Annotated in this window: 25 protein-coding genes and 1 tRNA gene; 10 read left to right on the forward strand and 16 right to left on the reverse strand. The window is 70.9% G+C overall.

Annotation, left to right across the window (positions count from 1 at the left end; all coding sequences use genetic code 11):
* Position 1: 1 nt before the first annotated feature.
* The 5 genes from AC3ANM_RS11900 to efeU form a co-directional block, all read right to left on the reverse strand.
* Positions 2–274: a Smr/MutS family protein gene (locus AC3ANM_RS11900; protein WP_488284627.1), complete on the reverse strand. Its 273-nt coding sequence runs from the start codon at positions 272–274 to the stop codon at positions 2–4.
* Complete coding sequence (locus tag AC3ANM_RS11905) at positions 271–1323, reverse strand: class I fructose-bisphosphate aldolase (RefSeq protein WP_488284628.1); 1053 nt, start codon at positions 1321–1323, stop codon at positions 271–273. Before AC3ANM_RS11905 ends, AC3ANM_RS11900 begins: the two co-directional genes overlap by 4 nt.
* Before the next feature lie 145 nt (positions 1324–1468).
* Complete coding sequence (locus AC3ANM_RS11910; RefSeq protein WP_488284629.1) at positions 1469–1834, reverse strand: VOC family protein; 366 nt, start codon at positions 1832–1834, stop codon at positions 1469–1471.
* A gap of 102 nt (positions 1835–1936) precedes the next feature.
* Entirely contained in the window at positions 1937–2353 is a 417-nt protein-coding gene (locus AC3ANM_RS11915) for a cupredoxin domain-containing protein (RefSeq protein WP_488284630.1), read from the reverse strand.
* Positions 2354–2405: 52 nt separating this feature from the next.
* Entirely contained in the window at positions 2406–3248 is an 843-nt protein-coding gene (efeU, locus tag AC3ANM_RS11920; RefSeq protein WP_488284631.1) for an iron uptake transporter permease EfeU, read from the reverse strand.
* A 96-nt stretch (positions 3249–3344) separates the two neighbouring features.
* On the opposite strand from efeU, the gene AC3ANM_RS11925 reads away from it, so the two are divergent.
* Both AC3ANM_RS11925 and AC3ANM_RS11930 read left to right on the forward strand, forming a co-directional pair.
* On the forward strand, positions 3345–3632 hold the full coding sequence (locus AC3ANM_RS11925; protein WP_488284632.1) for a DUF1905 domain-containing protein: 288 nt from the start codon (positions 3345–3347) through the stop codon (positions 3630–3632).
* Positions 3633–3644: 12 nt separating this feature from the next.
* Entirely contained in the window at positions 3645–4115 is a 471-nt protein-coding gene (locus AC3ANM_RS11930) for a Cif family virulence factor (protein ID WP_488284633.1), read from the forward strand.
* 66 nt (positions 4116–4181) lie between these two features.
* Here the strand turns inward: AC3ANM_RS11930 and AC3ANM_RS11935 are convergent, their stop codons facing one another.
* The 4 genes from AC3ANM_RS11935 to AC3ANM_RS11950 all read right to left on the reverse strand — a co-directional run bounded on the left by AC3ANM_RS11935 (position 4182) and on the right by AC3ANM_RS11950 (position 8990).
* Entirely contained in the window at positions 4182–5222 is a 1041-nt protein-coding gene (locus tag AC3ANM_RS11935) for a phosphotransferase enzyme family protein (protein ID WP_488284634.1), read from the reverse strand.
* A 100-nt stretch (positions 5223–5322) separates the two neighbouring features.
* On the reverse strand, positions 5323–7470 hold the full coding sequence (locus AC3ANM_RS11940) for an acyltransferase family protein (RefSeq protein WP_488284635.1): 2148 nt from the start codon (positions 7468–7470) through the stop codon (positions 5323–5325).
* A 153-nt stretch (positions 7471–7623) separates the two neighbouring features.
* Positions 7624–8007 carry a nitroreductase family deazaflavin-dependent oxidoreductase gene (locus AC3ANM_RS11945; RefSeq protein WP_488284636.1) on the reverse strand — a complete coding sequence of 128 codons (384 nt, stop codon included), beginning with the start codon at positions 8005–8007 and terminating at the stop codon, positions 7624–7626.
* A gap of 17 nt (positions 8008–8024) precedes the next feature.
* Positions 8025–8990, reverse strand: coding sequence for an RNA polymerase subunit sigma-70 (locus AC3ANM_RS11950; RefSeq protein WP_488284637.1), 966 nt, complete (start codon positions 8988–8990; stop codon positions 8025–8027).
* Positions 8991–9097: 107 nt separating this feature from the next.
* Here AC3ANM_RS11950 and AC3ANM_RS11955 point away from each other — a divergent pair, with 107 nt between their 5' ends.
* Positions 9098–9490, forward strand: coding sequence for an SgcJ/EcaC family oxidoreductase (locus tag AC3ANM_RS11955; protein ID WP_488284638.1), 393 nt, complete (start codon positions 9098–9100; stop codon positions 9488–9490).
* Between the two features lie 86 nt (positions 9491–9576).
* Here the strand turns inward: AC3ANM_RS11955 and AC3ANM_RS11960 are convergent, their stop codons facing one another.
* Together AC3ANM_RS11960 and AC3ANM_RS11965 are read right to left on the reverse strand one after the other, a co-directional pair.
* Positions 9577–9966 (reverse strand): (R)-mandelonitrile lyase, encoded by a 390-nt coding sequence (locus AC3ANM_RS11960; protein WP_488284639.1) that lies wholly within the window; start codon positions 9964–9966, stop codon positions 9577–9579.
* On the reverse strand, positions 9954–10877 hold the full coding sequence (locus AC3ANM_RS11965) for a helix-turn-helix transcriptional regulator (protein ID WP_488284640.1): 924 nt from the start codon (positions 10875–10877) through the stop codon (positions 9954–9956). The genes AC3ANM_RS11960 and AC3ANM_RS11965 overlap by 13 nt, the downstream gene beginning before the upstream one ends.
* 100 nt (positions 10878–10977) lie before the next feature.
* On the opposite strand from AC3ANM_RS11965, the gene AC3ANM_RS11970 reads away from it, so the two are divergent.
* The 5 genes from AC3ANM_RS11970 (at position 10978) to AC3ANM_RS11990 (ending at position 16191) form a co-directional block, all read left to right on the forward strand.
* Positions 10978–12399: an MFS transporter gene (locus tag AC3ANM_RS11970; protein ID WP_488284641.1), complete on the forward strand. Its 1422-nt coding sequence runs from the start codon at positions 10978–10980 to the stop codon at positions 12397–12399.
* 167 nt (positions 12400–12566) lie between these two features.
* The gene (locus AC3ANM_RS11975; protein ID WP_488284642.1) at positions 12567–13613 is read left to right on the forward strand and encodes a zinc-binding dehydrogenase; all 1047 of its coding nucleotides are present in this window, start codon (positions 12567–12569) and stop codon (positions 13611–13613) included.
* 174 nt (positions 13614–13787) lie between these two features.
* Entirely contained in the window at positions 13788–14612 is an 825-nt protein-coding gene (locus AC3ANM_RS11980; protein ID WP_488284643.1) for an ABC transporter ATP-binding protein, read from the forward strand.
* The gene (locus tag AC3ANM_RS11985; protein ID WP_488284644.1) at positions 14609–15382 is read left to right on the forward strand and encodes an ABC transporter permease; all 774 of its coding nucleotides are present in this window, start codon (positions 14609–14611) and stop codon (positions 15380–15382) included. The genes AC3ANM_RS11980 and AC3ANM_RS11985 overlap by 4 nt, the downstream gene beginning before the upstream one ends.
* Positions 15383–15417: 35 nt before the next feature.
* The gene (locus AC3ANM_RS11990; RefSeq protein WP_488284645.1) at positions 15418–16191 is read left to right on the forward strand and encodes a MerR family transcriptional regulator; all 774 of its coding nucleotides are present in this window, start codon (positions 15418–15420) and stop codon (positions 16189–16191) included.
* 214 nt (positions 16192–16405) lie between these two features.
* Here the strand turns inward: AC3ANM_RS11990 and AC3ANM_RS11995 are convergent.
* Positions 16406–16479: transfer RNA gene (locus tag AC3ANM_RS11995), tRNA-Gly, on the reverse strand.
* A gap of 373 nt (positions 16480–16852) precedes the next feature.
* Between AC3ANM_RS11995 and AC3ANM_RS12000 the strand changes: the two genes are divergently transcribed.
* Positions 16853–18247: a recombinase family protein gene (locus tag AC3ANM_RS12000; RefSeq protein WP_488284646.1), complete on the forward strand. Its 1395-nt coding sequence runs from the start codon at positions 16853–16855 to the stop codon at positions 18245–18247.
* 134 nt (positions 18248–18381) lie between these two features.
* On the opposite strand, the gene AC3ANM_RS12005 is transcribed toward AC3ANM_RS12000, so the two are convergent.
* From AC3ANM_RS12005 to AC3ANM_RS12020, 4 genes are all read right to left on the reverse strand, one after another.
* On the reverse strand, positions 18382–19113 hold the full coding sequence (locus AC3ANM_RS12005; protein WP_488284647.1) for a rolling circle replication-associated protein: 732 nt from the start codon (positions 19111–19113) through the stop codon (positions 18382–18384).
* A 379-nt stretch (positions 19114–19492) separates the two neighbouring features.
* Positions 19493–19672, reverse strand: coding sequence for a hypothetical protein (locus AC3ANM_RS12010; protein WP_488284648.1), 180 nt, complete (start codon positions 19670–19672; stop codon positions 19493–19495).
* Positions 19673–20172: 500 nt separating this feature from the next.
* On the reverse strand, positions 20173–20460 hold the full coding sequence (locus AC3ANM_RS12015; RefSeq protein WP_488284649.1) for a hypothetical protein: 288 nt from the start codon (positions 20458–20460) through the stop codon (positions 20173–20175).
* Positions 20461–21215: 755 nt separating this feature from the next.
* A complete protein-coding gene (locus AC3ANM_RS12020) occupies positions 21216–22343 on the reverse strand; it encodes an HNH endonuclease signature motif containing protein (protein WP_488284650.1) in 1128 nt (375 codons plus the stop codon).
* 248 nt (positions 22344–22591) lie between these two features.
* On the opposite strand from AC3ANM_RS12020, the gene dcd reads away from it, so the two are divergent.
* Complete coding sequence (gene dcd / locus AC3ANM_RS12025; RefSeq protein WP_488284651.1) at positions 22592–23167, forward strand: dCTP deaminase; 576 nt, start codon at positions 22592–22594, stop codon at positions 23165–23167.
* Positions 23168–23187 lie beyond the last annotated feature (20 nt).

The raw sequence follows: 23187 nt of genomic DNA on the forward strand, positions 1-23187 counted from the left end.
GTCACCTCCTGCCGGAGGACTGCTTCCAGCGGAAGTGGACGAAGATGCGCCCGAAGTTGTCGGAGTCCTTCTCCACCCGGTGGTACAGCGCCTTGATCTCCTTCTGGTCCAGGAACCGCAGCACGCGCTTCTTCAGCGCGCCGGACCCCTTGCCCGGGATGATCTCCACCAACGGTGCCCGCTTGGCCACGGCCTCGTCGATGATGCCGCGCAGCGCGCGGTCGATGTCGGTGCCGCGGTTGTAGATGTCGTGGAGGTCCAGGGTGAGCTTCACCCGGCCATCGTCCGCCCCCGGGCGGCGCCGTGCACCCGTTCCTCCATCTGCGGCCGGTAGGTGCCGTGCCGGGCGGCGCCGTTCAGCCGCGCCCGGTGGAGCAGGGCAGCCTGGGCGGCCTCGCGGTTCGCGTCCTCGCCGGCCCAGGCGTGCAGGACCGGTGCCTGGAGGGCTCGGCCGTAGGAGAAGCCCAGCTCCCAGGGCTGGGGCGTCCGCCGGTTCATGGCGTCCAGCCGGGCGGTGGCCTGCTCGTCGGACTGCCCGCCGGAGAGGAACACCGCCCCCGGGACCGCCGCGGGCATCGCCTGGCGCAGCACCGCGATCGTCGCCTCGGCGATCTCCTCGTCGCCGGCCTGGGTCGGGCAGTCCTTGCCGGGCAGGACCATGTTGGGCTTGAGGAGGGTCGCCTCCAGCACGACGCGGTGCTGGCCGAGCTGTTCGTACACGGAGCGGAGCGTCTCGAGCGTGACCTCGGCGCACCGCTCGAGGGTGTGCGCGCCGTCCATCAGCACCTCGGGCTCCACGATCGGCACCAGCCCGGCCTCCTGCGCCAGGGCCGCGTATCGCGCCAGGGCGTGCGCGTTGCTCGCGACACACGTCGCCGTGGGCCGACCGTCCCCGATCCGGATGACGGCCCGCCACTTGGCGAAGCGGGCGCCCATCGCGGCGTACTCCGCGAGCCGCTCCCGCAGGCCGTCCAGCCCCGCGGTCACCACCTCGTCGGGGAAGCCGGCGAGCGGCCTGGTCCCGGCGTCGACCTTGATGCCCGGGATGACGCCGCCGCGTCGCAGCACCTCGGGGAACGGCGTGCCGTCCAGGCCCTGCTGGCGGATCGTCTCGTCGAAGAGGATGACGCCGCTGATGTGCTCGCCGATCCCCGGCGCGGTGAAGAGCAGGTCCCGGTAGGCCCGGCGGCGCTGCTCGGTGGACTCCAGCCCCACCCCGGCGAGTCGCTTCGCGATCGTCGGGCTGCTCTCGTCCGCGGCCAGGATCCCCTTGCCTGGCGCGACCAGCGCTCGTGCGGTCTCGATCATCGGTCCGAGGTCCACGGTGCACCCACCTTCTCCGTGTGCTGTCTCCCCAGAGCGTGGGTGGGCCGGGGGCGGGTGACCACGGGAGTTGGTCCCGGATCTCCGGGCACCCGGCCCTTGGAGATCAGCCGCCGCGGGGCGGCGTGGTGGCGGAGGTCGTGGCTCAGCTGCGCTGGCAGACCATCAGCGGGTTGCCGTCCGGGTCCTCGAACTGGACGAAGAACACGCTGCCGATGTCCTCGACGTCGGACGTCGTCTTGATGCCCAGCACCTGGAGGTGCGTCAGCGTGGCCCGCATGTCCTGCGTCCAGAAGAAGAACCGGGGCGGCCCGCTGGGGTCGAAGTCCGGCCGGTTCGCGTCCAGGGCCAGCCGGGTCTCCCCGTCGGTCGGGATGTCGAAGATGGTGCCCTCGTGGGACACCGCACCGGGCTCGAAGCCCAGCAGGTCGGCGTACCACCGGATGGCCGCGGTCATGTCGCGGACCGGGATGAAGACCTGGCCGATGGTGCGCTGGATCGGGCTGCTCATGTCCGGAAACCTATGTGCCGCAATCGTGCTGACCGGGTAGCGAGCAGGCGGACACGCCGAGGGCCCGGCCTTCCGCGGCAGCCGGGCCCTCGGGGTCCCCTCCTACTGGGGCGCGGTCGAGGCCGCGCCGCTCGTCACGGTGAGGTTGGTGCGGATGCCGCTGCCCGTCATACCGGGCTTGCAGGCGACCTGGTAGTCGCCCGCCGCGAGCTCGAGCTCGAGGCGCTGGGAGGTGCCCGGGCCGATGTTCTCCTTCTCGGCCATGATCCGGCTGAACTGCTGGCCGCTGCGGCCGTAGACGTAGACCTCCGTGGCGTCGGAGCCGACGTTCTCCACCGTGAAGGTGTGACGGCCGGCCGCGAGGGTCGTCTTGGCGAGGTCGCAGGTGCGGTCGCCGGCCTTGACGTGGTTGGACGGCGCGGCGGCGGTGCCGCTCCCCGCGTCCGTACCGCCACAGGCGGCCACCCCCGCGGTCAGGGTGAGGGCGGCCAGGAGGCCCAGCGGTCGGGACAGGTGCATCGGGAGGAGTGCCTTTCGTGCGTGGGGGTTCGTGGGTGTGGGATGGACGGGCTCAGGCGTCCGCGGGGACGGCCGGCCGGGTCGTGGCCGGGGTCGCCTTGGCGCGGGCGGGCCACAGGAACGCGGTCATGACGACGACGAGGTAGGTCGCCCAGGCGGCGAGCTCGACGGCGGTCGGCGCGGGGTTCCAGTTGACCGTGCCCTTGAGCAGGGCGCCGTACCACGAGGACGGCGGGACCTGCTGGCTCACGTCGAAGACGGTGCTGTGCAGGCCCGGGATGACGCCGGCCTCCTGCAGGTCGTGGAAGGCGTAGGCCAGCACGCCGGCGGCGACGACGACCAGGCCGATGCCGGTCCAGCGGAAGAACGTCGCGAGGTTGATCTGGACGGCGCTGCGGTAGAGCAGGTAGCCGAGCGCCGCGGCGGTCAGAAGGCCGAGCATGGCCCCGAGGAAGGGCTGGGTGCCGCTGGTCGCCTGGGTGGTGGACCAGATGAACAGCGAGGTCTCGATGCCCTCGCGGGCCACCGACACGAAGGCGATCGCCACGAGGGCAGCCGGGCCGACGGCGAGGGCGCCGGCCAGCTTGCCCTCGAGCTCGCGCTTGAGGAACCGCGCGGTGCGCTTCATCCAGAAGACCATCCACGTGACCAGGCCGACGGCCAGGATCGACATCGCGCCGCCGAACGCCTCCTGCGCCTCGAACGACATCGTCGAGCTGGTGAAGGTCAGCAGGGCGCCGACCCCGAAGCTGAGGACCACGGCGGCGCCGACGCCGACCCAGACCTGCCGCAGCCGGTCGGTGCGCCCGGTCCGGACCAGGTAGGCGATGAGGATCGAGACCACGAGCGCGGCCTCGAGGCCCTCGCGAAGGCCGATGAGGAAGTTGGCAAGCACGGAACACCCTCCAGTGGGATTAGGTGAGCCTTACCTTACTTCATCGGCCGGGGTGTTCCGCGACCTGCGGGTGTGGTGCGCTCCTATCCTGAGCCGATGGACCTGAAGTTCAGCGGGGAGATCTGGTTCTGGAAGGGCCCGGCGCCGTGGCACTTCGTCACCGTCCCGGAGGAGGAGTGCGAGGCGATCGCCGCGACGTCCGCCCTGGTCAGCTATGGGTGGGGCGTGATCCCGGTCCACGCCCGGATCGGGCGCACCGGGTGGACCACGTCGTTGTTCCCCAAGGACGGGGCCTACCTGGTGCCGTTGAAGGTGGGGGTGCGCCGGGCCGAAGGGCTGGAGCTCGGCGACGTTGTGACCGTCCGGTTGGCCATCGAAGCCTGAACAATGGGGGCCATGACCTCCCACGAGCCGCCGGTCGCCACCGTCGCCACCGTCGACGCCGACCGGGCCGCCATCGCGGACGTCGTGCGCACGTTCTTCGCCGCCTTCACCTCCGGGCCGGACTGCGCCGCCCGCCTCGACGCGCTGCGGGCCGTCTTCCTGCCCGAGGCGGTGATCGTCCGGACCTGCGGGCTGACGCCGGCCGTCTACGGGGTCGACAGCTTCATCGCCCCGCGGCAGGCGCTGCTCACCGGCGGCAGCCTGGTCGACTTCCGGGAGTGGGAGCTGTCCGGGCGCACCGAGGTGTTCGGCGATATCGCCCAGCACTTCTGCAGCTACGCCAAGGCGGGCGTGCAGGACGGCGCGCCGTTCACCGCGCGGGGGATGAAGACCCTGCAGCTCGTCCGGACGCCTGCCGGATGGCGGATCAGCGCCGCCGCCTGGGACGACGAGCGGGAGGGCCTGGCGGTCGAGCCGGACTAGGGGCGCGAGGCGCCCCCGGGCTGCCCGGAATACCGGCTTGTCCCCCGGGGTATGCCGGTGGCGCGGCTACCGGGTCAGCGCGCCGGTCCACCGCGACAGGTCCGCAACGACGGCTTGCGCGGTGGGCAGCCGGGCGGCCAGGTCGCAGGCCAGGGAGTGGGCGCGGGCATCGTCGAGCGCGGGGATCCAGCCCCCGGCCAGCCAGGCCGGCTGGCGGGCGATGGCCAGGGGCAGCCGTTCACGCTCGGCCGCGGTGAGCTTCAGGCCGGCGGCCGTGTCGTAGGCGTCGACGAGGTCCTGGACCTGCCGGACCTGTCGGTCCCCGGGAGGGTGGTTGCCTGGTTCGAGGAGGAAGAACCACAGCGTCAGGGCCAGGTCCTCGATGCGGTCCCGCTCACCCATGAAGTCGAAGTCGAGCAGCCCGGCGAGCCGCTCGCCGCGGAAGACGACGTTGTTGTCCCAGAAGTCGCCGTGGACCAGCTGGCGCACCTGGTCGTGACGGAGCCGCTCCTCCCTGCCGGCGACCGCCTCGCAGTGACGCTCGACGTCGTCGGCGAGGGTGGCCAGACGCGGGTCGCCCCAGGTGCGCATCCTGCGGGCGCCGCGGCGCACCCCGTCGACAGCGGCGGCGGGGTCGATCCAGGTGGCATGCGGTGGGGAGGCCACGGGTGAGGCGGGCCGGAGGGGGCGCAGGGCGTCGTGCAGCTGCGCCAAGGCCCCGAAACCCTTGCGGAGCAACGGGAAGGTCTTCATCGGCGCGTCCCAGTCGACGTGCTCCTCGACCTCGACGAGCGTCCCGTCCGGCAGGCAGGAGTGGCGGTGTCCGTCGGGTGCCGGGATCGACGCCGGCACCGGGAGCCCCGACCTTCGCGCGGCGTCCCTGGCCGACTGGATGGCGGTGAGCCGCTCGGCCGTGGTGGACGCCCGATGGGCCCGAGCCACGAGCGCGGTGCCGTCGGGGTAGTCGAGCCGCAGGTTCGTGGACCAGAGGCCGCCCAGGTCGACCCAGTGGGCCGGCCGGGGGAGGACGAACGCGGACACCACGGCCGCCACGAGCCCGGGGCCGGGTGCCGCGCGGGGTGGCACGGGGGTGCTGTCGGCGGTCACGAGGCGACCCTAGGTCCACCTCACCGAGCAGCGCCGGGGTGTTTTCGTGACCGTGTTTCGTGGCCGCCGGCTGGCGGGACCGGTTGGGGTCCGGGCCGGTTCAGCTGCGTGACTGGCCGGCCGCCTGGGTCGCCCGGCGCGCCACGCCGGGTGCCTTGTCGGTCACCGCCTTGTACAGGTAGGGGCCGAGTGTCCGCGAGTAGATCGCGCTCAGGTGGTTGGTGTCATGCAGGAGGTTGACGCCACCGACGACGCTGCGACACGTCTGCGGGTCGCAGATGTGGTCCACCAGCGAGATGCGGCTGAGGCCGGGCGTCGACCTGGACAGCGTGTCCACCGCCCGCTCGAAGTCCCACGCCTTGATGACCTGCGCCCGGGGTGCGGAGCAGGCGGAGAGGTTGGTCAGGTGCTGGTTGGTGCACTCCGAGTCGAGCCGTCCGCGCAGGAAGGGGTTGTCGGTCAGGCCCAGCACCGTGGTGCCCTGCTTCGTCCACGCGGCGATGGTGGGCGCCATGTGCCGGACGTACTGGGCCTCCTGGCTGTCGCCGGACCCGTCGTCGAGGTCCTCGTGGCGGCTCGCGACGGCCACGAGCACGACGTCCGGGCGCTCGGCCCGCACGGCCGCGTCGATCGCGGGCCCGAAGCCCGGGCAGACCTTCTCGGACCGGTTGGGGATGCCACCGGGGGCCTCACGCACCCGGAACGGCACGCAGCCGCCGATCGCGATGCCCGTTACCTGCCAGTGGCCGATCCGCGCCGCGCGGCCCAGGGCGGGGAAGAGCTGCTGGGCGTGGGAGTCCCCCACGACCCAGACGCGAGGGGCCTTGGCCCGCCCGCCGGACAGGTCGCAGTCAGAGCGGGGGTGCAGGCCGCCGACGACCATCGCGGGGTTGGCGTCCGTGCACGACGGGTCGAGGGTGAAGGTCTTGTCCGCCTTGGAGACCGGCGCGATCAACGGCATGGCGTAGGGGTTGCCGCACTTCGGGGCCAGAGCGGCAGCGCCCAGACAGGGCTGGGTCTGTATGCCGTGTGCCAGCAGCTCCTGGGCGGTCGCCTCGCGGTGCTGACCCTCCTGGCCCAGGGACCAGGCGGCCAGGACCACCAGGGTCATGGCGGCGGCGGTGACGGGGAAGACGCCCCATCGCGAGCGTCGTGTCGAGCCGGAGCGCTGCAGGGGGAGCTCGACGAACCGGCGCGTCAGCCACGCGAGGACCAGCGTGAGGGCGAGCACCGCGAGCTCGGCCCGCAGGGTGCGGCCGCCGAGGACGTACGGGAGGACGACGATCAGCGGCCAGTGCCAGAGGTAGACCGAGTACGAGATGTCACCGACGAGCTGCACCGGCCTGAGGTCCGTCCCCGGGCTCAGGGGGGTGGGGCGCACGCCCTCACCTGCGGCAATGACCGCGGCGGCGCCGAGGGCGGGCAGGAGCGCTGCGGCGCCGGGGAAGGCGGTGTGCGCACTGAACAGGACCATGGCTGCGGCCATCGCGGCCCAGCCCGCGAGCGCGACGGCCCTGGCTGCGACGGGCCCGACGAAGGGTGCCTCCCGGTGCGCCCGGGCGAGGATCGCCACCAGGCCGCCGCAGGCGAACTCCCACGCCCTGGTCCACGTGAGGAAGTAGGCCGCGGGCTGGTTGCGACCCGTCTCGATGACGCTCGCACCCAGCGAGAGGACCAGCACGACGACCAGCGCCGCGATGGTGAAGGTCAGCAGGCGCCGGGCGGCGGAGCCGTCCGTGGCCCGACGGCGGGCCGCCACGGCGACCGCCGTGAGCAGGATCGGCCACACGAGGTAGAACTGCTCCTCCACGCTCAAGGACCAGTAGTGCTGGAAGGCGCTCGCGGCGTCGTCGTGGGCCATGTAGTTCACGGACAGCGCCACGAGGTGGAAGTTCTCGAAGTAGCACGTCGCCGCGATCGCCTCGCCGACGTTGCGGCTCCACACGCTGAAGGGCACCCACGCCCAGAGCGCCACCACCGTGCTCACGGTCACCAGGAACGCGGCGGGGAGGAGCCGACGGATCCGGCGCCCGTAGAACGCGGGCAGGTCGACCCGTCCGGACCGGGCGATGTCCCGCTCGAGGTGGGAGGTGATGAGGTAGCCGGAGATGACGAAGAAGACGTCGACCCCGACGAAACCACCTGGCAGGAGGCCGGGCCAGAGGTGGTTGACCACCACTCCGCTGACGGCGAGGGCTCGCAGTGCCTGGATGTCGCCACGGAAGCGACCGCCACCCTGGTATCGCAAGAAACGAGTCCCCTTAGTCCGCGGGCCTCACGCCCTTGCTGCCGTCCGAGCCGCGAAGTCTACGGCGGGGGCACGGCGCTTCGGGGACGCGGGACCCCCTCGGGGGTGACCGCAGCGACGGCCGGCCGGAGCTCCCGTGATGCGTCGCCGGGCTCAGAGCGGGGCGCGTTGCAGCTGGAGGAACGCGGGGAACGTGACCACCGAGATGACGCGGCGCTCGAAGCGGTTGGCGGCGGCCACCGCGACGTCGCGGTCCACCAGCGCCGGTTCGGTGCACGTCCACTCCCGCGACCGCCACGTCACCGTGCACTCCCCGGCCGCCTGGACGTTGCGCACCCAGTCGGTGTGCGGACCCCACGGCAGCCCGATCACGAAGGTCTCGGGCGTGACCAGCACTGCGACGGGAGTCGCGTAGGTGCGACTGCTGCGGCGCCCCCGGTGGTGGAGGACGGCCCACACCGGCACCCACCGATGTCCCGCGAGGCGCAGCGCGAGCGGGTTGAACAACCGGGTGACAGCCTTCGGCGGGCCGGCCATACGTCCAGCATGGCCCGTCAGGGGTGTGCCTGCTCGGCTGTTCGGCTGATCAGCTCGAAGAGGCCGGGGTCGTGGTAGACGAGGACATGTCCGATCCGGCCGTCGGGGTCGAGGTCGAAGACCTGGATGCTGTGCGGTTCGGGGACCCCCTGGACCCGATGGCTGACAGCCAGCCCGTGCTGACCGTTGATCAGGAGGGGAGCGGTCAGCCACTCGGTGCCGCGCCAGGCGAAGAGGTGACGCATGAACGCCGCATAGGCGTCGGACCCGATGCTCCAGGCGGGCACGGGCGGCATCTCGAAGCGGACGTCGTCGCTGACCAGGCGGACGAGCGCCTCGACGTCGGCGTCCATGAATGCGGCGGCGTAGGCCTGCACGGCTTTCCGCTGTTCCTCCGACGCGGGGCCGTGTTGCTGCTGTTTCAGCGGGAGCAGGGCTCGGGCCCGCTGGAGGGCGCTGTTGCAGGCTGCCTCCGTCGTGTCCAGGAGGTCGGCCGTCTCGCGGGCGGTGAAGCCGAGCACGTCGCGCAGGATCAGCGCGGCCCGTTGGCGGGCGGGGAGCTGCTGGAGCAGCGACGTGATCGCGATGCGGAGGTCGCCGCGTGCCACCGCCCGGGCCGCCGGTTCGTCCTGGCCTGAGGCGAACCACGAGGTGGGCGCGGGCTGCAGCCAGGGCGTCTCGAAGTCGGGGACCAGCGGCGCCGTGGGGTCGAGCCCGGGTGGGTTCACGTCGGCCGGCAACGGGCGGCGCTGCCGTGCGGCGAGCATCGTCAGGCACACGTTGGTGGCGATGCGGTGCACCCACGTACGCAAGGACGCGCGGGAGGCGTCGTAGCTTGGACCGTGTCGCCATGCCCGTAGAAGGGTCTCCTGCGTCGCGTCCTGGGCGTCGAAGGGCGACCCCAGCATCTGGTAGCAGTACAGGAGCACCTGGGGCCGGATGGCCTCGAGCTGGTCGGACCTCACGCCCACCGCCTCTGGCATGGGCCGCACCTTAGCCAAGCAGCGCGATGAGTTCAGGCGGGTTGCCGAGTACATCACTGTGCAGGCCCGAACGCGGTCTGTCCCCGATGAGTGGAAGGCCCAGCAGCATGAGCATCACCTCGCTTGAGTCCGACGTCCGCGCGTTGCTCGACACCCTGTACCAGGCGTGGCAGGCCAATGACGCCGACGCGTTCGTGCAGGACTACCTGCCGGACGCCACGGTCTCCATGGCCGGCTCCTACGCCGCCGACCGGGAGCAGGTCCGCCAGCACATGAGTGCGGCCTTTGCGGGCCCGCTCAGGGGCAGCCGGGGCATCGACGACCCGCGCTCGGTCAGGTTCGTCACGGATGACGTGTGCGTGGTCAACAGCGTGGCCGGCATCCTCATGGCAGGTGAGACCAGCCTGCCCCGCGAGCGGGAGAGGCTGGCCACATGGGTGCTGGTGCGCACCGATGACGGGTGGAAGGTCTCGGCCTACAGCAACTGCCCCGCGCACTGAGCCGCGGCTGGGAGAAGGTTCAAGGGCCCAGGTCACGGTCTTCGCGTAGTCGGTGCTCCGCGCTGCGGCGCCGTGGCCGGCCGCGCTCACGCCCCGGTGGCGGCGGCGTACTCCTCGTCGGTGACGTGCGAGCCCCACGTGGCGTCGTCGTCCTCCCACATCGCCAGGTGGGTCATGAAGTGGTCGGGGAGCGCACCGTGCCAGTGCTCCTCACCGGGCGGGGTGTGGACGGTCTCGCCGGGGCGCATGACGATGACCCGGTCGCGGGTGGCGACGACGCCGATGCCCTCGGTGACGTGCAGGGTCTGGCCGAGGCTGTGGCTGTGCCAGGCGGTGCGGGCGCAGGGCGAGAACCGCACGGCGTTCACGCGCATCCGTGACTCGTCCTCGCCGCGGGCGATGACGTCGAACCACACGTTCCCGGTGAACAGCTCGGCGGGGCCCTGGGTGGTGGGCTGCGGGGTCAGGAGTTCCACGTTTCCTCGTTCTCTGGGGGGCGGACGGTCGAGCCGGTCGCCTCTTCGCGTGAGCGCGAGGGAGTGGACCAGCTGGCGAGGAGGTCGAGTGCCTCCGCGGAGGGGGAGCCGGGTGGGGCGGTGTAGATGTTGATCCGCTGGCCGGGATCGCCGGGGAGCTCGAAGGCCTCATAGTCGAGCTCGAGGTCGCCGACGAGCGGGTGGTGGAACCGCTTGCGGCCGGTGCGGTGGTAGCGCACGTCGTGGGCGGCCCAGCGGCGGCGGAAGTCCTCGCTGCGGGTCGAGAGCTCCCCGATGAGGTCGGTGAGGTCCTTGTCGTAGGGGTCGCGGCCGGCCTCCGCGCGCAGGAACGCGACACAGTCGTTGGCGGCCTTGTCGTGGTCGAGGAAGAAGTCCGGTGCGGCGGCGTCGAGGAAGATGAACCGCGCGCTGTTGGGGTGCTCACCGGCGTCGGCCTGCTCGTAGAGCGGGCTGTAGAGGGCGCGCCCGAGGGTGTTGGCGGCCAGGACGTCGAAGCGCCCGTTGCGCAGGTATGCCGGCATGGGCATCTGCTCGAGGATGCGCTGGATGCTCGGCCGCACCCGTGTCCTGGCCGGTGCGCGACGCGGCACCTGCCGGCTTCGGGGCGTGCCGAGGGCTCGGACCAGTCGGTAGAGGTGGTCGCGTTCGGCTTCGTCGAGCTGCAGGGCGTGGGCGATGCCGTCCAGGACGCCGTCGGAGACGCTGCCGACGCTGCCGCGCTCGAGCCGGGTGTAGTACTCGACGCTGATGCCGGCGAGCAGGGCGACCTCCTCGCGGCGCAGCCCGGTCACGCGGCGGTTGGCGCCGTACACGGGCAGGCCCGCCTGCTCGGGGGTGAGCTTGGCGCGGCGGGTGGTGAGGAAGTCGCGCAGGTCGCTCTTGCCGGGCATGTCTTCACGGTACGGGCCCTGCTGTGCTGTGACAGGCCCTGTCAGTACCCCTCTCGACAGGGCCTGTTGACGGCTCGCGCCTTGGCGTTCTCTTGGGGGCGTGACCACGACAGCGACTTCCCCCGGCACCCCGACTGCTCCGTCGACAGCAGTGTCGGGCGGCCCGGCTCACCCCCGCGCCATCCTGGCCATCATCCTGGTCAGCTACTTCCTCATCCTGCTCGACAACTCGGTCATCTTCACGGGGCTGTCCTCGATCGCCGCGGCTCTGCGTCTCGACGCGACCGGGCTGTCGTGGGTGCAGGACGCCTACACACTGGTGTTCGGAGGGCTGCTGCTGCTCGGCGCGAGGCTCGGTGACCTGCTCGGTCGCCGGAGCGTCTTCATCGCCGGGTTGGCCGTGTTCGTCACGGCGTCGTTCCTGGTCGGCATCGCCCCGACCGGGTGGTGGCTCATCGCTGCGCGCGCACTTCAGGGGGTCGGCGCGGCAGTTGTCGCCCCCTCGGCGCTGTCGCTGCTCACCGCCAGCTTCCCCGCGGGACCCCAGCGTTCACGTGCGGTCGCTTGGTATGCCGCGACCGCCGGCATCGGCGCCAGCCTCGGCCTGCTGGTCGGCGGCGCCGCCGCCCAGTGGGTGTCGTGGCGGGCCGGCTTCTTCATCAACGTCCCGCTGGGCATCGCCATGGCCGTCCTCGCCCCGCGCTACCTGCCCGCAGTGGACGGGCAGCGTGGCCGCTTCGACGTCACGGGAGCAGCGGCGGCGACCCTGGCGGTCGGGTCGCTGGTCTTCGGGGTGCTGGAGTCCGTTGGCCGCGGTTGGGCCTCGCCGGTCGTGCTGTCCTCGCTGGTCCTCTCCAGCGTCCTGTTCGTCGTGCTGGTCCGGCACGAACGGCGGGCCGAGCAGCCCATCATGCCGCTGCACCTGTTCGGCGACCGCCGCCGCTGGGGCGCCTACGCCGCCCGGGCGCTGTACCTGGGCGCGATGATGGGCTTCTTCTTCTTCACCACCCAGCTGATGCAGGGCGTCCTCGGCTTCACCCCCTTCGATGCCGGGCTGGGGTTCCTGCCGATGACCGCGGTGAACTTCGCCGTCGCCACGACCGTGCCGAGGCTGACCGCCCGCGTCGGCGACGCGTTCACGCTGCTCGCCGGGGTTGCCCTGACCCTGGCGGGCATGGCCTGGCTCGCGCAGGTCGACCAGGGCAGCTCCTACCTCACCGCCGTCGCGTTGCCCATGGTCCTCATCGGGGCCGGGCAGGGCCTGGCCTTCGCGCCGCTGACCAGCTTCGGTATCGCCGGAGCAAGCGCGGCCGACGCCGGCGCCGCCAGCGGGCTGGTCAACACCGCGCACCAGCTCGGCACCGCCGCCGGCCTCGCCGTACTGGTTGCTGTCTCGGCGACCACCGCGCACCTGGCCGACCGGGTGTCCACGGCGTTGACCTGGGGTACCGGCCTTCTCGTGGCCTGCCTCCTGGTGGCGCTGGCCGTCATCCTCCCCGCTGAGAGGAGGAACCACGCCTGACTGGAGTGCCGAAGCCCCGCACGCGCACAGCCCGACCCCGGAGGTCCATCTCGTCGCCACCGCCGCCGGCGGCGGGCGGGCCTGAGCCCGCGACACGGCATACGACCCTCCCCCCAAACACCCTCAGCGACCCTCCATCACCCGTGCAAGCAAGGAGAACGACAACCGTGAAGGCAGCCATCTTCAAGGGCAAGAACAGCATCGAGATCGGGGAGCGCCCCGATCCGCAGATCCAGAACCCCACCGACGCCGTCGTCCGGGTCGTCCGCGGGTGCGTGTGCGGTTCCGACCTCTGGTACTACCGCGGCATCAACCAGCACAAGGTCGGCAGCATCGGCCACGAGTACATCGGCGTGGTCGAAGCCGTCGGCGACGACGTCAGCACCCTCGCCGTCGGTGACTTCGTGATCGCCCCGTTCACCTACAACGACGGAACCTGCCCCGCCTGCCGGGCCGGCTTCGAGTCCAACTGCGTCCACGGCGGCGCGTTCGGCGACGGCGACGTCGACGGCGGGCAGGGCGAGAAGGTCCGCGCCCCCTACGCCGACGCCACCCTCGTCAAGGTCCCCGGCACCGAGGCCGACTTCACCGACGAGCAGCTCGCCTCGTTCACCGCCCTGTCCGACGTCATGTGCACCGGTTACCACGCCGCCGTCAGCGCGGGGGTGAAGGAAGGCGACACCGTCGCGGTCGTCGGCGACGGCGCCGTCGGGCTCTCCGCCGTGCTGGCGGCCAGGAAGCTCGGCGCTCGGCGCATCATCGCCCTGTCCCGCAACCCTGCGCGCCAGGCCGTCGCGAAGGAGTTCGGAGCCACCGACGTCGTCGAGGAGCGCGGGGACGACGCCATCCAGACCGTCCTGCGACTCACCGACGGCGCCGGCGTGGACGCCGCCCTGGAGTGCGTCGGCACCGACCAGTCCATCCACACCTGCGCCGGCATCGTCCGGGCCGGCGGCATGATCGGCGCAGTCGGCGTCCCTCTGTATGGGGACTTCGAGTACACGACGCTCTTCTGGAAGAACATCGGCATCAAGGGCGGCGTCGCACCCGCCCGCCGGTACATCCCCGAGCTGCTCGAGGACGTCCTCGCCGGCCGCATCAACCCCGGTCGCGTCTTCGACTACACCACCGACCTCGACCACGTCGCCGACGCCTACGCCGCCATGGACGAGCGCCGCGCGATCAAGTCCCTGCTCACCATCCCCCAGCAGTAACGGCACGTCACGTCACGGCCGGAAACGACCAAGGCCCAGGTCATCCCTGAGGGGCTCTGACCTGGGCCTTGTCGTGGAGCAGGTGCCGGAATCGCACCCGCAGCTGGAGAACCTCCGTCGATCCGGACAACAGGTGTTGACCTTGACGCAGGGTCAGGGTTGCAGGCTCCTCGCATGACATCGACACCAGCCATCGAGATCGCGGGGCTCACCAAGTCCTACGGCGACAACCCGGTGCTCCGGGGGGTGGACCTGCGCGTCCCCTCGGGCACCATCTGCGCCCTGCTCGGCTCCAACGGCGCGGGCAAGACGACCGCGGTACGGATCCTGTCCACGCTGCTGAAGGCGGACGGTGGCTCTGCGTCCGTGAACGGGTTCGACGTGGCAACGCAGGCGGTGCGGGTCCGGGAGTCGATCAGCCTGACGGGGCAGTTCGCCGCCGTGGACGAGGTGCTCACCGGACGGGAGAACCTCGAGCTCATCGCGCAGCTGCGACGCGTGAAGGACCCGGGCGGCGTGGCGGATGCACTGCTGGCCCGGTTCGACCTGGTCGAGGCCGGTGGGCGGAGGGTGGGCACGTACTCGGGGGGCATGCGGCGCCGACTGGACATCGCCATGAGCCTGATCGGTGGGCCGGCCGTCCTCTTCCTCGACGAGCCCACGACGGGCCTGGACCCGCAATCCCGCATCGAGGTGTGGAACACCGTGCGCGAGCTCGCCGGGCAGGGCACCTCGGTCCTGCTCACCACGCAGTACCTGGAGGAGGCCGAGCAGCTGGCGGACCGGATCGCGGTCCTGCACGAGGGCCTGATCATCGCCGAGGGCACCCTCGGCGAGCTCAAGGCGCTGTTCCCGCCGGCCACCGTGGAGTACGTCGAGAAGCAGCCGTCCCTGGAGGACATCTTCCTGGCGATCGTCGGCCATGACGCCACCGCCAAAACCCCCACCACTACCCAGGCCGAGGCCAGCGCCGTGGCCGAGCAGGGAGCCCACCGATGACCACCATCGTCCCCAGCCCCACCGCGGTCCTGACCAGGCGCTCCCTGCGCCACGTCCTGCGCAGCCCCGACACGATCATCACCACGGCCATCACGCCGATCGCCATGCTGCTGCTGTTCGTCTACGTCTTCGGCAGCGCCATCCAGTTCGGTGGCCGCGCCGGCGGCGGCAGCTATGTCGACTACCTGCTGCCGGGGATCCTGCTCATCACCGTCGCCTCCGGCATCGCCTATACCGCGTTCCGGCTGTTCACCGACGTCTCCGGCGGCATCTTCGAACGGTTCCAGTCCATGCCGATCGCCCGCTCGGCGGTGCTGTGGGGCCACGTCCTGACCTCGGTCGTGGCGAACCTGGTCTCGCTGGTCCTGGTCGTGCTCGTCGCCCTGGCGATGGGGTTCCGCACCGGCGCCGGGCTCCTGGCCTGGCTCGCAGTGCTCGGGATCCTCGTGCTGTTCACCCTGGCCTTGACCTGGCTGGCCGTGATCCCCGGGTTGACCGCGAAGTCCGTCGACGGCGTGAGCGGGTTCTCCTACCCGTTGATCTTCCTGCCGTTCGTCAGCTCGGCCTTCGTGCCCACCGAGGGCATGCCCGCACCGGTGCGCTGGTTCGCCGAGCACCAGCCGGTCACCTCGATCGTCAACACGATCCGCGACCTGTTCGCCCAGCAGCCGGTCGGCGCCGAGGTCTGGGTCGCCCTCTCCTGGTGCGTCGGCCTGCTCCTGGTCGCCTACGCCCTGGCCATGCGCACCTTCCGCCGCAAGATCGCCTGACCCCGGAGATGCCGCCGACCTCGCAGAATAGGGCCATGCTCACCATTGGCCAGCTCGCGACGTATGCCGGTGTCACGGTGCGGGCGGTTCGGCACTACCACGTCAAGGGGTTGCTGCCCGAGCCCGAGCGCGACCGCTCGGGGTACCGACGCTACGACGCGGCGGCGGTGGTCGAGCTCGTGAAGATCCGCACCCTGGCCGACGCCGGCGTGCCGTTGTCGAAGGTGCGCGGACTGCTGCTGGCGGGCGATGCGGAGTTCGCGGCGGCGGTCGCGGACATCGACCGTCGCCTTCGCGCCGAGATCCGGGAACGCCAGTGTCACCGTGAGCGGATCGCCCGGCTCGCGGCCGGCGACAGCCTGGCCCTGCCGCCCGAAGTGGTCGCCTACCTCGACCGGATGCGCGAGCTCGGTTTCCGGGAGCGGCTCATCGAGGTCGAGCGGGACAGCTGGATCCTGGTCGCGGCCCAGATGCCGGACGAGACGCCGGCTCTCATGGCGATCAAGCACGCGCAGCTCGAGAACGAGGAGCTGCGGCGCCTCTACCTCGACGTTGGTGACCTGGTGGACTGCGGCCCCGACGACCCGCGACTGCCCGCCCTCGCGGACCGGGTGGCCGCCTTCATCGAAGCAGCGGCCGCCGAGGGGGAGGGGATCGAGGACGAGTACCCCGTCAGCGACGACCTCGTCGCGCTGCTCGATGCCACGTTCATCGAGTCCTTCCCGTGCGCGCCTCGCCTGCTCGAGCTCCTGGAGGAGCGTGGATGGACCGGCTGGACCAACATCAGGCGCACCGACTCCGTGCGCTGACTCGAGGCATGCCGCACGGAGGATCCCCCGGACTCCGTCGCGAAGAGGACTGGCAGGAGGACCCCCCACCCGGGACGTTCCGGGTGCGCCCGGGCGACTGGCCCTGGGGCGGGTTCTGACGGGACTGCGCAACGGGCCCGACTAATGCCGACGGGCGCTGTCTCCGGGACGGAGTCAGCGCCCGTTTTGCCTGTTCATGCTGGGCTTCTGCGTGTGGAGCGGGTGACGGGAATCGAACCCGCACTGTCAGCTTGGGAAGCTGATGTTCTGCCATTGAACTACACCCGCGAGCGCCCGAGGGGCGGCATACGACCCGGGCGCGCGCTGAAGTCTAGCCCAGCCGGTGGAGGCGCCCGCCACCCGACAGGCAGACCGCCCCCCGGCAGGGGTGAGACACCGCGGGGCCGGGGGCGGAGCGCCCCGCCAACCGTCCCGCCGACCGTCCCGCCAGCCGCTGCGACACGGCGCCGCAGACCTGCCCACCGCGACGTGCCTCGGCGACCCGGTGCTGTGGGGCGCGGGTCCGCGGGGCGGGGCAGCTAGGTGTGCCAGACGACGCCGGTCGCGGTCACGGTCGCCGTCAGCCCCCGCTGGTGCACGATCCTGTGGTGCCGGGCGCACAGCAGCGCCAGGTTCCCCACTGTTCGTTAGTGTCACCGGCATGCCAGAGGCCGTTGCGATCTACGCGCGCATCTCTCAGGACCGCGAGGGTGATGGGCTCGGTGTGCGCCGCCAACTGACCGATTGCAGGCGTGAAGCCGAGCGCCGTGGATGGGCCGTCGCCGAGGAGTACGTCGACGACGACATCAGCGCCTACAGCGGGAAGCCACGACCGGCCTACCGACAAATGCTCGGTGACCTGCGGGCAGGGAATCGCGACGCGGTGATCGTCTGGCACCTGGACCGACTGCACCGCAGGCCGATCGAGCTCGAGGAGTTCGTCCAGACCTGTGCGGCAGCGAACGTCACCGACGTCGTGACCCTGCACGGCGACTTCAACCTGGGGAGCGGAGATGGGCTCCTCGTCGCGCGGTTGCTCAGCGCGGTGGCCGCGAACGAGAGCGACGCCAAGCGACGCCGAGGCCGCCGCAAGACGCTAGAGATCGCAGAGTCTGGCCGCCCACACGCTGGCGGCCCGCGAGCCTTCGGCTATCAGGCAGACAAGATCACCCCAGAGCCCACCGAGGCCGCCGCCTACAGGCAGCTCGCACGCCGAGCACTGGCGGGGGAAAGCCTGACCTCCCTGTCGAAATGGCTTGAGGAATCAGGCATCCGCACCGTGGGCGGTAAGCCGTGGCGCACGCCGGTTGTTCGCAGCATCCTCACGAACCCTCGCTACTGGGGGGTTCGCGTGCACCAGGGCCAGCCGCTCGGGAAGGCTCAGTGGCCGGGGCTGATCACCGAGGAGGCCGGCGAACGCCTGGTCACGCTCCTCAACAACCCGGCACGGCGAACCAACCGGACTGCGCGCCGTTACTTGCTGTCTGGGCTGTGCCGGTGCCAACTCTGCGGCAGCAAGATGGTGTCGGTCCCCCGCTTCGAAACGCGCCGTTACCTTTGCCGATCCGGGAACGACTTCGGCGGATGCGGGCGCATGGCCATCGCAGCCCAGTCGCTGGAGCTCCTCATCGCAGAGGCAGTCCTGTACCGCCTCGACACTCCGCAGTTGGCGGCGGCACTGCGGGGCAGGGCTCAAGACCCTGCCGAGCAGGAGGCCCTACAGCTAGCCATCGACAGCGACGTCGCCCAGCTCGAAGAACTCACGGAGCTCTACGCCCGACGGGACATCACCGCCTCGGAGTGGATGCAGGCCCGCAAGGCCATCGAGGCGCGACTGACTACAGCCCGCCGCCGCGCGAGCCTGACCCAACAGCACTCAGCCATCGATGGTTTCGTCGGGAACTCTGGGCCGCTACGAAGCCAATGGGCGTCGTTGAACCTCGACCGTCAACGCGCCATCGTCACTACGGTCCTCGATCACGTGGTCATCAGGTCCGCCACCCGGAACACCAACCGACTTGACCCCAACCGGGTCGTCCCGATCTGGCGACTGTGAGCGGTGCCTCTGCGACGGCAGAGGCCCCCCAAGCAACGCCACCACGTTGTCCAACGCGCCGGGGGACTCCACATGAACCGGCAGACCCTGCTCGTGACACGAGCGCTCCACCAGGTCGCGCACCATCGACGGATCTACGCGGCCCATGACGCCCACACCGCCGGAGGTCCCTGCCAGTCCTCTTCCTCGCTGGACCACCACACGTAGTCCGGCCGCCGGGACATGCACGCCGAGATCTCAGCCAACGCCTCGGCCCCCGTGGCCGCCGTGAAGGACACCCGCTGCGGCTGGAACCCCTGAGCCACCTCGTACCGGTGCAGCCCGCCCAGGGAGGCCCCAGCGTCCTTGGTGACGTACTTGGCCAGGTACCGGGCCGCCAGCCGGGACTCCTCCAGCGAGCCAGACCCGGCCGGCAGGTCACCCAGCAGTTTGATGTGGACGAACCCGTTGCCCCACGCGGCATCGATCTTCTTGCGCGGCAGGTAGCGCCCGACCGCGAAGTGCACGTGCAGACCGTGCCCGCCCGGGTGCCACTCCGGCACCCACAGGTACGGCAGCGCCTTGCCGCCCAGGTCGGTGCGCAGCTGGCGGAAGAACCGGCCCACGTCGACCCGCACCCGCTCAGGGTCGTGGCAGGCGGTCGCGTAGGTCAGCGTGCCCAACCGGTTGAGCCGGTTGCTCGCGCAGTACCGGCGGACCTTGGTCCGGGCCCGCCGACCGGCCTCCGCCCTGGCGCGGTCGGGGTCAGCCCCCGGTCCCCCACCGGGTTTGGGCGGCCGACCCGCGAAGGTCAGCGAACCGCCGGCCTCGGCGGCATCGGGATAGAGGGAGACAAGCCACTTGGCCCGCTGGATCGGCGTACGCACCGGGTGCCCCTGAACCGGGCGCACCGCGACCGAGCGTGACCCTCGACCGCGGTGCGCCGCTCAAGGGGAGACGACACGGCCACGAACACACCACACGACAAACTCCACGCGCGAAGACCGCGCATGCTCCAGCGCCAGCGCCTGGGTCACGCAGACGAAGGCGACGCTCAGGCGCGAGCAGGGAAAGAGTTTGTTTTTTGTGTGTTTGAAAGGCCGTGAGTTTGTAATGGGCTCTGCCCGGTGCCGGGAGCCTACCCCGGGGTAATCTCAAGTTTTTTGTGTGTTTTGTTTTTTATGTCCCATACGCCCGAATCACCAAGGATGGCATACCCCTCCGACACTGTCGCGGCGGCGACGCACTCTGACGCTGGCCCCGGGGCTACGCGGTGGCGCTGAAGCGCGCCCAGGTCACCCGGGCGCGATCATGACGGTGCTGCGACCGCTCCCGCAGCTCGGCCTCCAACTGCTCCAGCCGATCGAGCCGGCCCTCCCCCGTGCCGTACCGCTGCACCGACGCGCGCGCCTCGCGCAACGCCTCCCGCAATTCGCGATCAGTCATGCCCCACCCCAAGGAAGAAGTCCCGCGTCCCCCCGAACGCGCCTGAACATTTCCTGAAATGCTAAATCCTGACGCGGGTAAACGAAGGGTAAAGAGCCAGTGTCGCCAGAAGATGTTTCCCCGGCCGATTAGTGGGCTGTCATGACCTCGACGATCACACCTTGACCGGGGACATCGGCGCCGCAGCGGGGGCATGAGAGCTCCACTCGCCGGGACTCCCCCACCACCCCCGAGGACGGCATCACCCCGTCCTCGAGAACACGCTCCCCACACGCGGGACACCACGTGTCCACCCGTAGCCGAGCCAGATGAGAACACCCACACCCGAACGGCCCCAGCCCGGCCTGCGGCTGCACGGCGACCTGGCGGCTGCGTTCGATCTGTCGCCGACGACTTGCACGGTTCCCCATCGACCCTCCCGGTGATCGCCCTCAGGTCTACCGGGGCGCACCGACACAGGCCGCGCGAGGCGCTGCCCGGGAGGTCGCTTGGCGCTCCGGCTAGTTGGCCACTCCAGGTGGGGTCGTGCCGCGAAGCAGGAATCGCCCGCGCGCGACGCCGATGAGACCAAAGAGCAACAGGCCACAGCCAAGGACCACTTCGTAGGTCGCGGCGGCTGCGACTTCGAGTACGACGACCAGCCCGCCTTCCAGGATCAGGGCGACCCCTATCCCCAGTTCGCGTAGTCCCTTAAGTCGGTCGCCGCGGATCCCAACGCTCATTCGGTCGACCACGAATCGAACGAAGAGGACCGACAAGGCCACCCAGACGACAACTCCTGCGTCCACCCGAACCCCCTGAAGCAGTGTGGCTGCGCTGACCTGGCCAACTCAACCTTCAACCAAGCCCATCTACGGCAAACGCAACCACACTCCCGCCCTCACCGCCCGGGTTTCCAGCGGTGCCACAACCGTTCATGGGGCCCGACGAGTTTCGTTGCTACTTCAAGTTAAGAGCGCCGGCTCCGCCGGCGCCCAGGCCCGCTCCTCCGCGGCCTCTGCCTCCGCCTGCGGGCGGCGCTGGCGCGCCGTCCTCGGCTGCGGCGCCGACCGCGCCCAGCGGACCCAACCACCACGCCGCGACAGCTCCGCTCGAAGCTTCGCCAGCCCCGTCCCCTGCTCGCGCAGAATGGGGCCACCGCACCGCGCGTCAAGGGCGCTCCGCGTCACTACGTGATCGAGCAAGCTCGACCCTTGACCCCCGCCGCGGCAGCCCGACTTGCCCTTGGACCAGGGGACGGGACCCCTGTGACCAGCGCAAGCATCAGGGCCGCGGGCGACTACCCGAGACCGCTCTCCTTGGATCGAGCCCAGGACTGGGCTTCGTTCCGACCCGCGTCTGCGTCAAGAGCACGTTCGCCGCGGGAACTCCCCCTGCGACGAACAAACGCGGCGCACACGCCGAATAGAAGTGTGAGAGCCGCCAAGAACCACAGCCAGGTCATCGCTTCCCCCGTCATGACCGCGAAACGCCAACGACCACAGTGTGCCTCTCCTGGGCCACCTCCCGCCGCCCAATCAATAGGATCCCGCGACGCAGTGTCTTAACGAATTGTCGGGTTGGCCAGGTCGGTGCATCCGCCGTCGCACCAGTGCCGGATGTGGTGTGCGTGGCACCATGGAGCGGGCCGGGTGCACTCGGGGAAGGTGCACCCGGCATCCCTCACCCACAGCGCCGCCAGCAGCCGCGGCGTCACCAGCCTCTCGAAGCGCCCCACGTCGAGGATGCCGCCGTCGCGGCCCAGCACCATCGGCAGGATCGTCGCGTCGCAGGCCATCTTGCGCACCGTCTCGGGAGCGAGCAGCTCCCCGGTCAGGGTCGTGCCGTGCCCGACCCGGTCGCGCAGGCTCTCGAAGTCCATCGTCACGATGACCTGCGCCTTCGTCGTCCGCGGTGCGGCCCCACCAGCCGCGGCGGCCCGGCGGCACACCTCGACCAGTGCCTCGGCCCGGCGCTGGCCCGGCGACCGCGGGTCCGGACCGCCCGCGTCCGACGGCTGGGGCGCCGACAACGGGTCGATCGCGGCGTCCAGAACGGCGGCGGCTTCCGGATCGAGCCGCAGGCGGTACTCGCTCATCCCGTCGTCGTGCACCGCCTTCGTCAGCGTGCAGCCCCGCTTGAGCAGGTCCTCCTCGCGCTGGAACGCGTCCTCGTGCCCGTGCATCGCCAGGATCCGCTTGCGCAGCTCGCGCAGCTCCTTCGGGAAGCCGTCGGCGGCCACCTGGGTGAACCACCCCACCACCTGCTCCTCGGCGCCGTGGGCCAGCCGCGGCCGCAGCTTGTCGATCTCGGTGAGCGCGACCGCCGCGTTGCGCGTGCCGACCCGGGCATCGAGGACCGCCTCGGCCAGCGGCCCGTTGCGCGGGTCCCGGCAGGCGGTGGCGACCCGCGCCAACCGGGTCGCGTCCGCCGGCGCGAGGCTCGGCATGTGGCTCATCAGCCAGTCGGGGGTGTTGGCGGCGGCCGACCCCGCGACCTGCCCGCGGGTCTCGGCCTCGATGACCAGCGCCACCGAGGTCGCGTCGGCCTCGCGGACCATCTCGTCGAGCTCGCCCGTGAGGACAGCGAGCTCCTCGCCCGGCACCTGGAAGAGCATCGCCCGCAGCGAGCGCAGCTGCGGCGCGATGGCGCGCACGGCGTCCCGGCACTCGGCTGCGGTGGTCCCCTCCATGACCCGAACCTAGCCGTGACCACTGACAGTCCGACCCCTGAATGAGCGTCGAAAACCGTTGTCAGCAAAAGAAGTTCGGCGACAGCAGGGTGATGTATGCCGTCACCCTGAGTGACGCTCTCCGCCCACCTGGCAAGGAGGCGCGAGAGGCGCCGCCGGCGCCCGCGGACCCGGCCGCACGGCATACCACTGGGGTGGTTGCCGCGACCGTCGTCCGCCACGGCGAAGGAGGCGCTAGCGTGTGGCGCGTGCTGCTCTCCGACCGCGACATCCGGGCCCAGGTCGACGACGGACGGGTCGTGCTCGACCCCTACGACGCGGCCATGATCCAGCCGTCGAGCATCGACGTGCGCCTCGACAAGTACTTCCGGCTGTTCGACAACCACAAGTACCCGTTCATCGACCCGGCCACGGACCAGCCCGACCTCACCCGGCTGGTGGAGGTCGACGAGGACGAGCCGTTCATCCTGCACCCGGGGGAGTTCGTCCTCGGCTCCACCTACGAGCAGGTCACCCTGCCCGACGACATCGCCGCCCGCTTGGAGGGCAAGTCTTCCCTGGGGCGGCTCGGGCTGCTGACCCACTCCACCGCCGGCTTCATCGACCCCGGCTTCACCGGCCACGTCACGCTCGAGCTGTCCAACGTGGCGACGCTGCCGATCAAGCTGTGGCCGGGCATGAAGATCGGGCAGATGTGCTTCTTCCAGCTCTCCAGCGCGGCCGAGCAGCCCTACGGCAGCAAGAAGTACGGCTCGCGCTACCAGGGTCAGCGCGGCCCCACGGCCAGCCGCTCGTTCCAGAACTTCCACCGGACGGACGTCTGACTCAGCCCCGTCACAGCAGC

The sequence above is a fragment of the Oryzihumus sp. JJN4-3R genome (genome assembly GCF_057747915.1).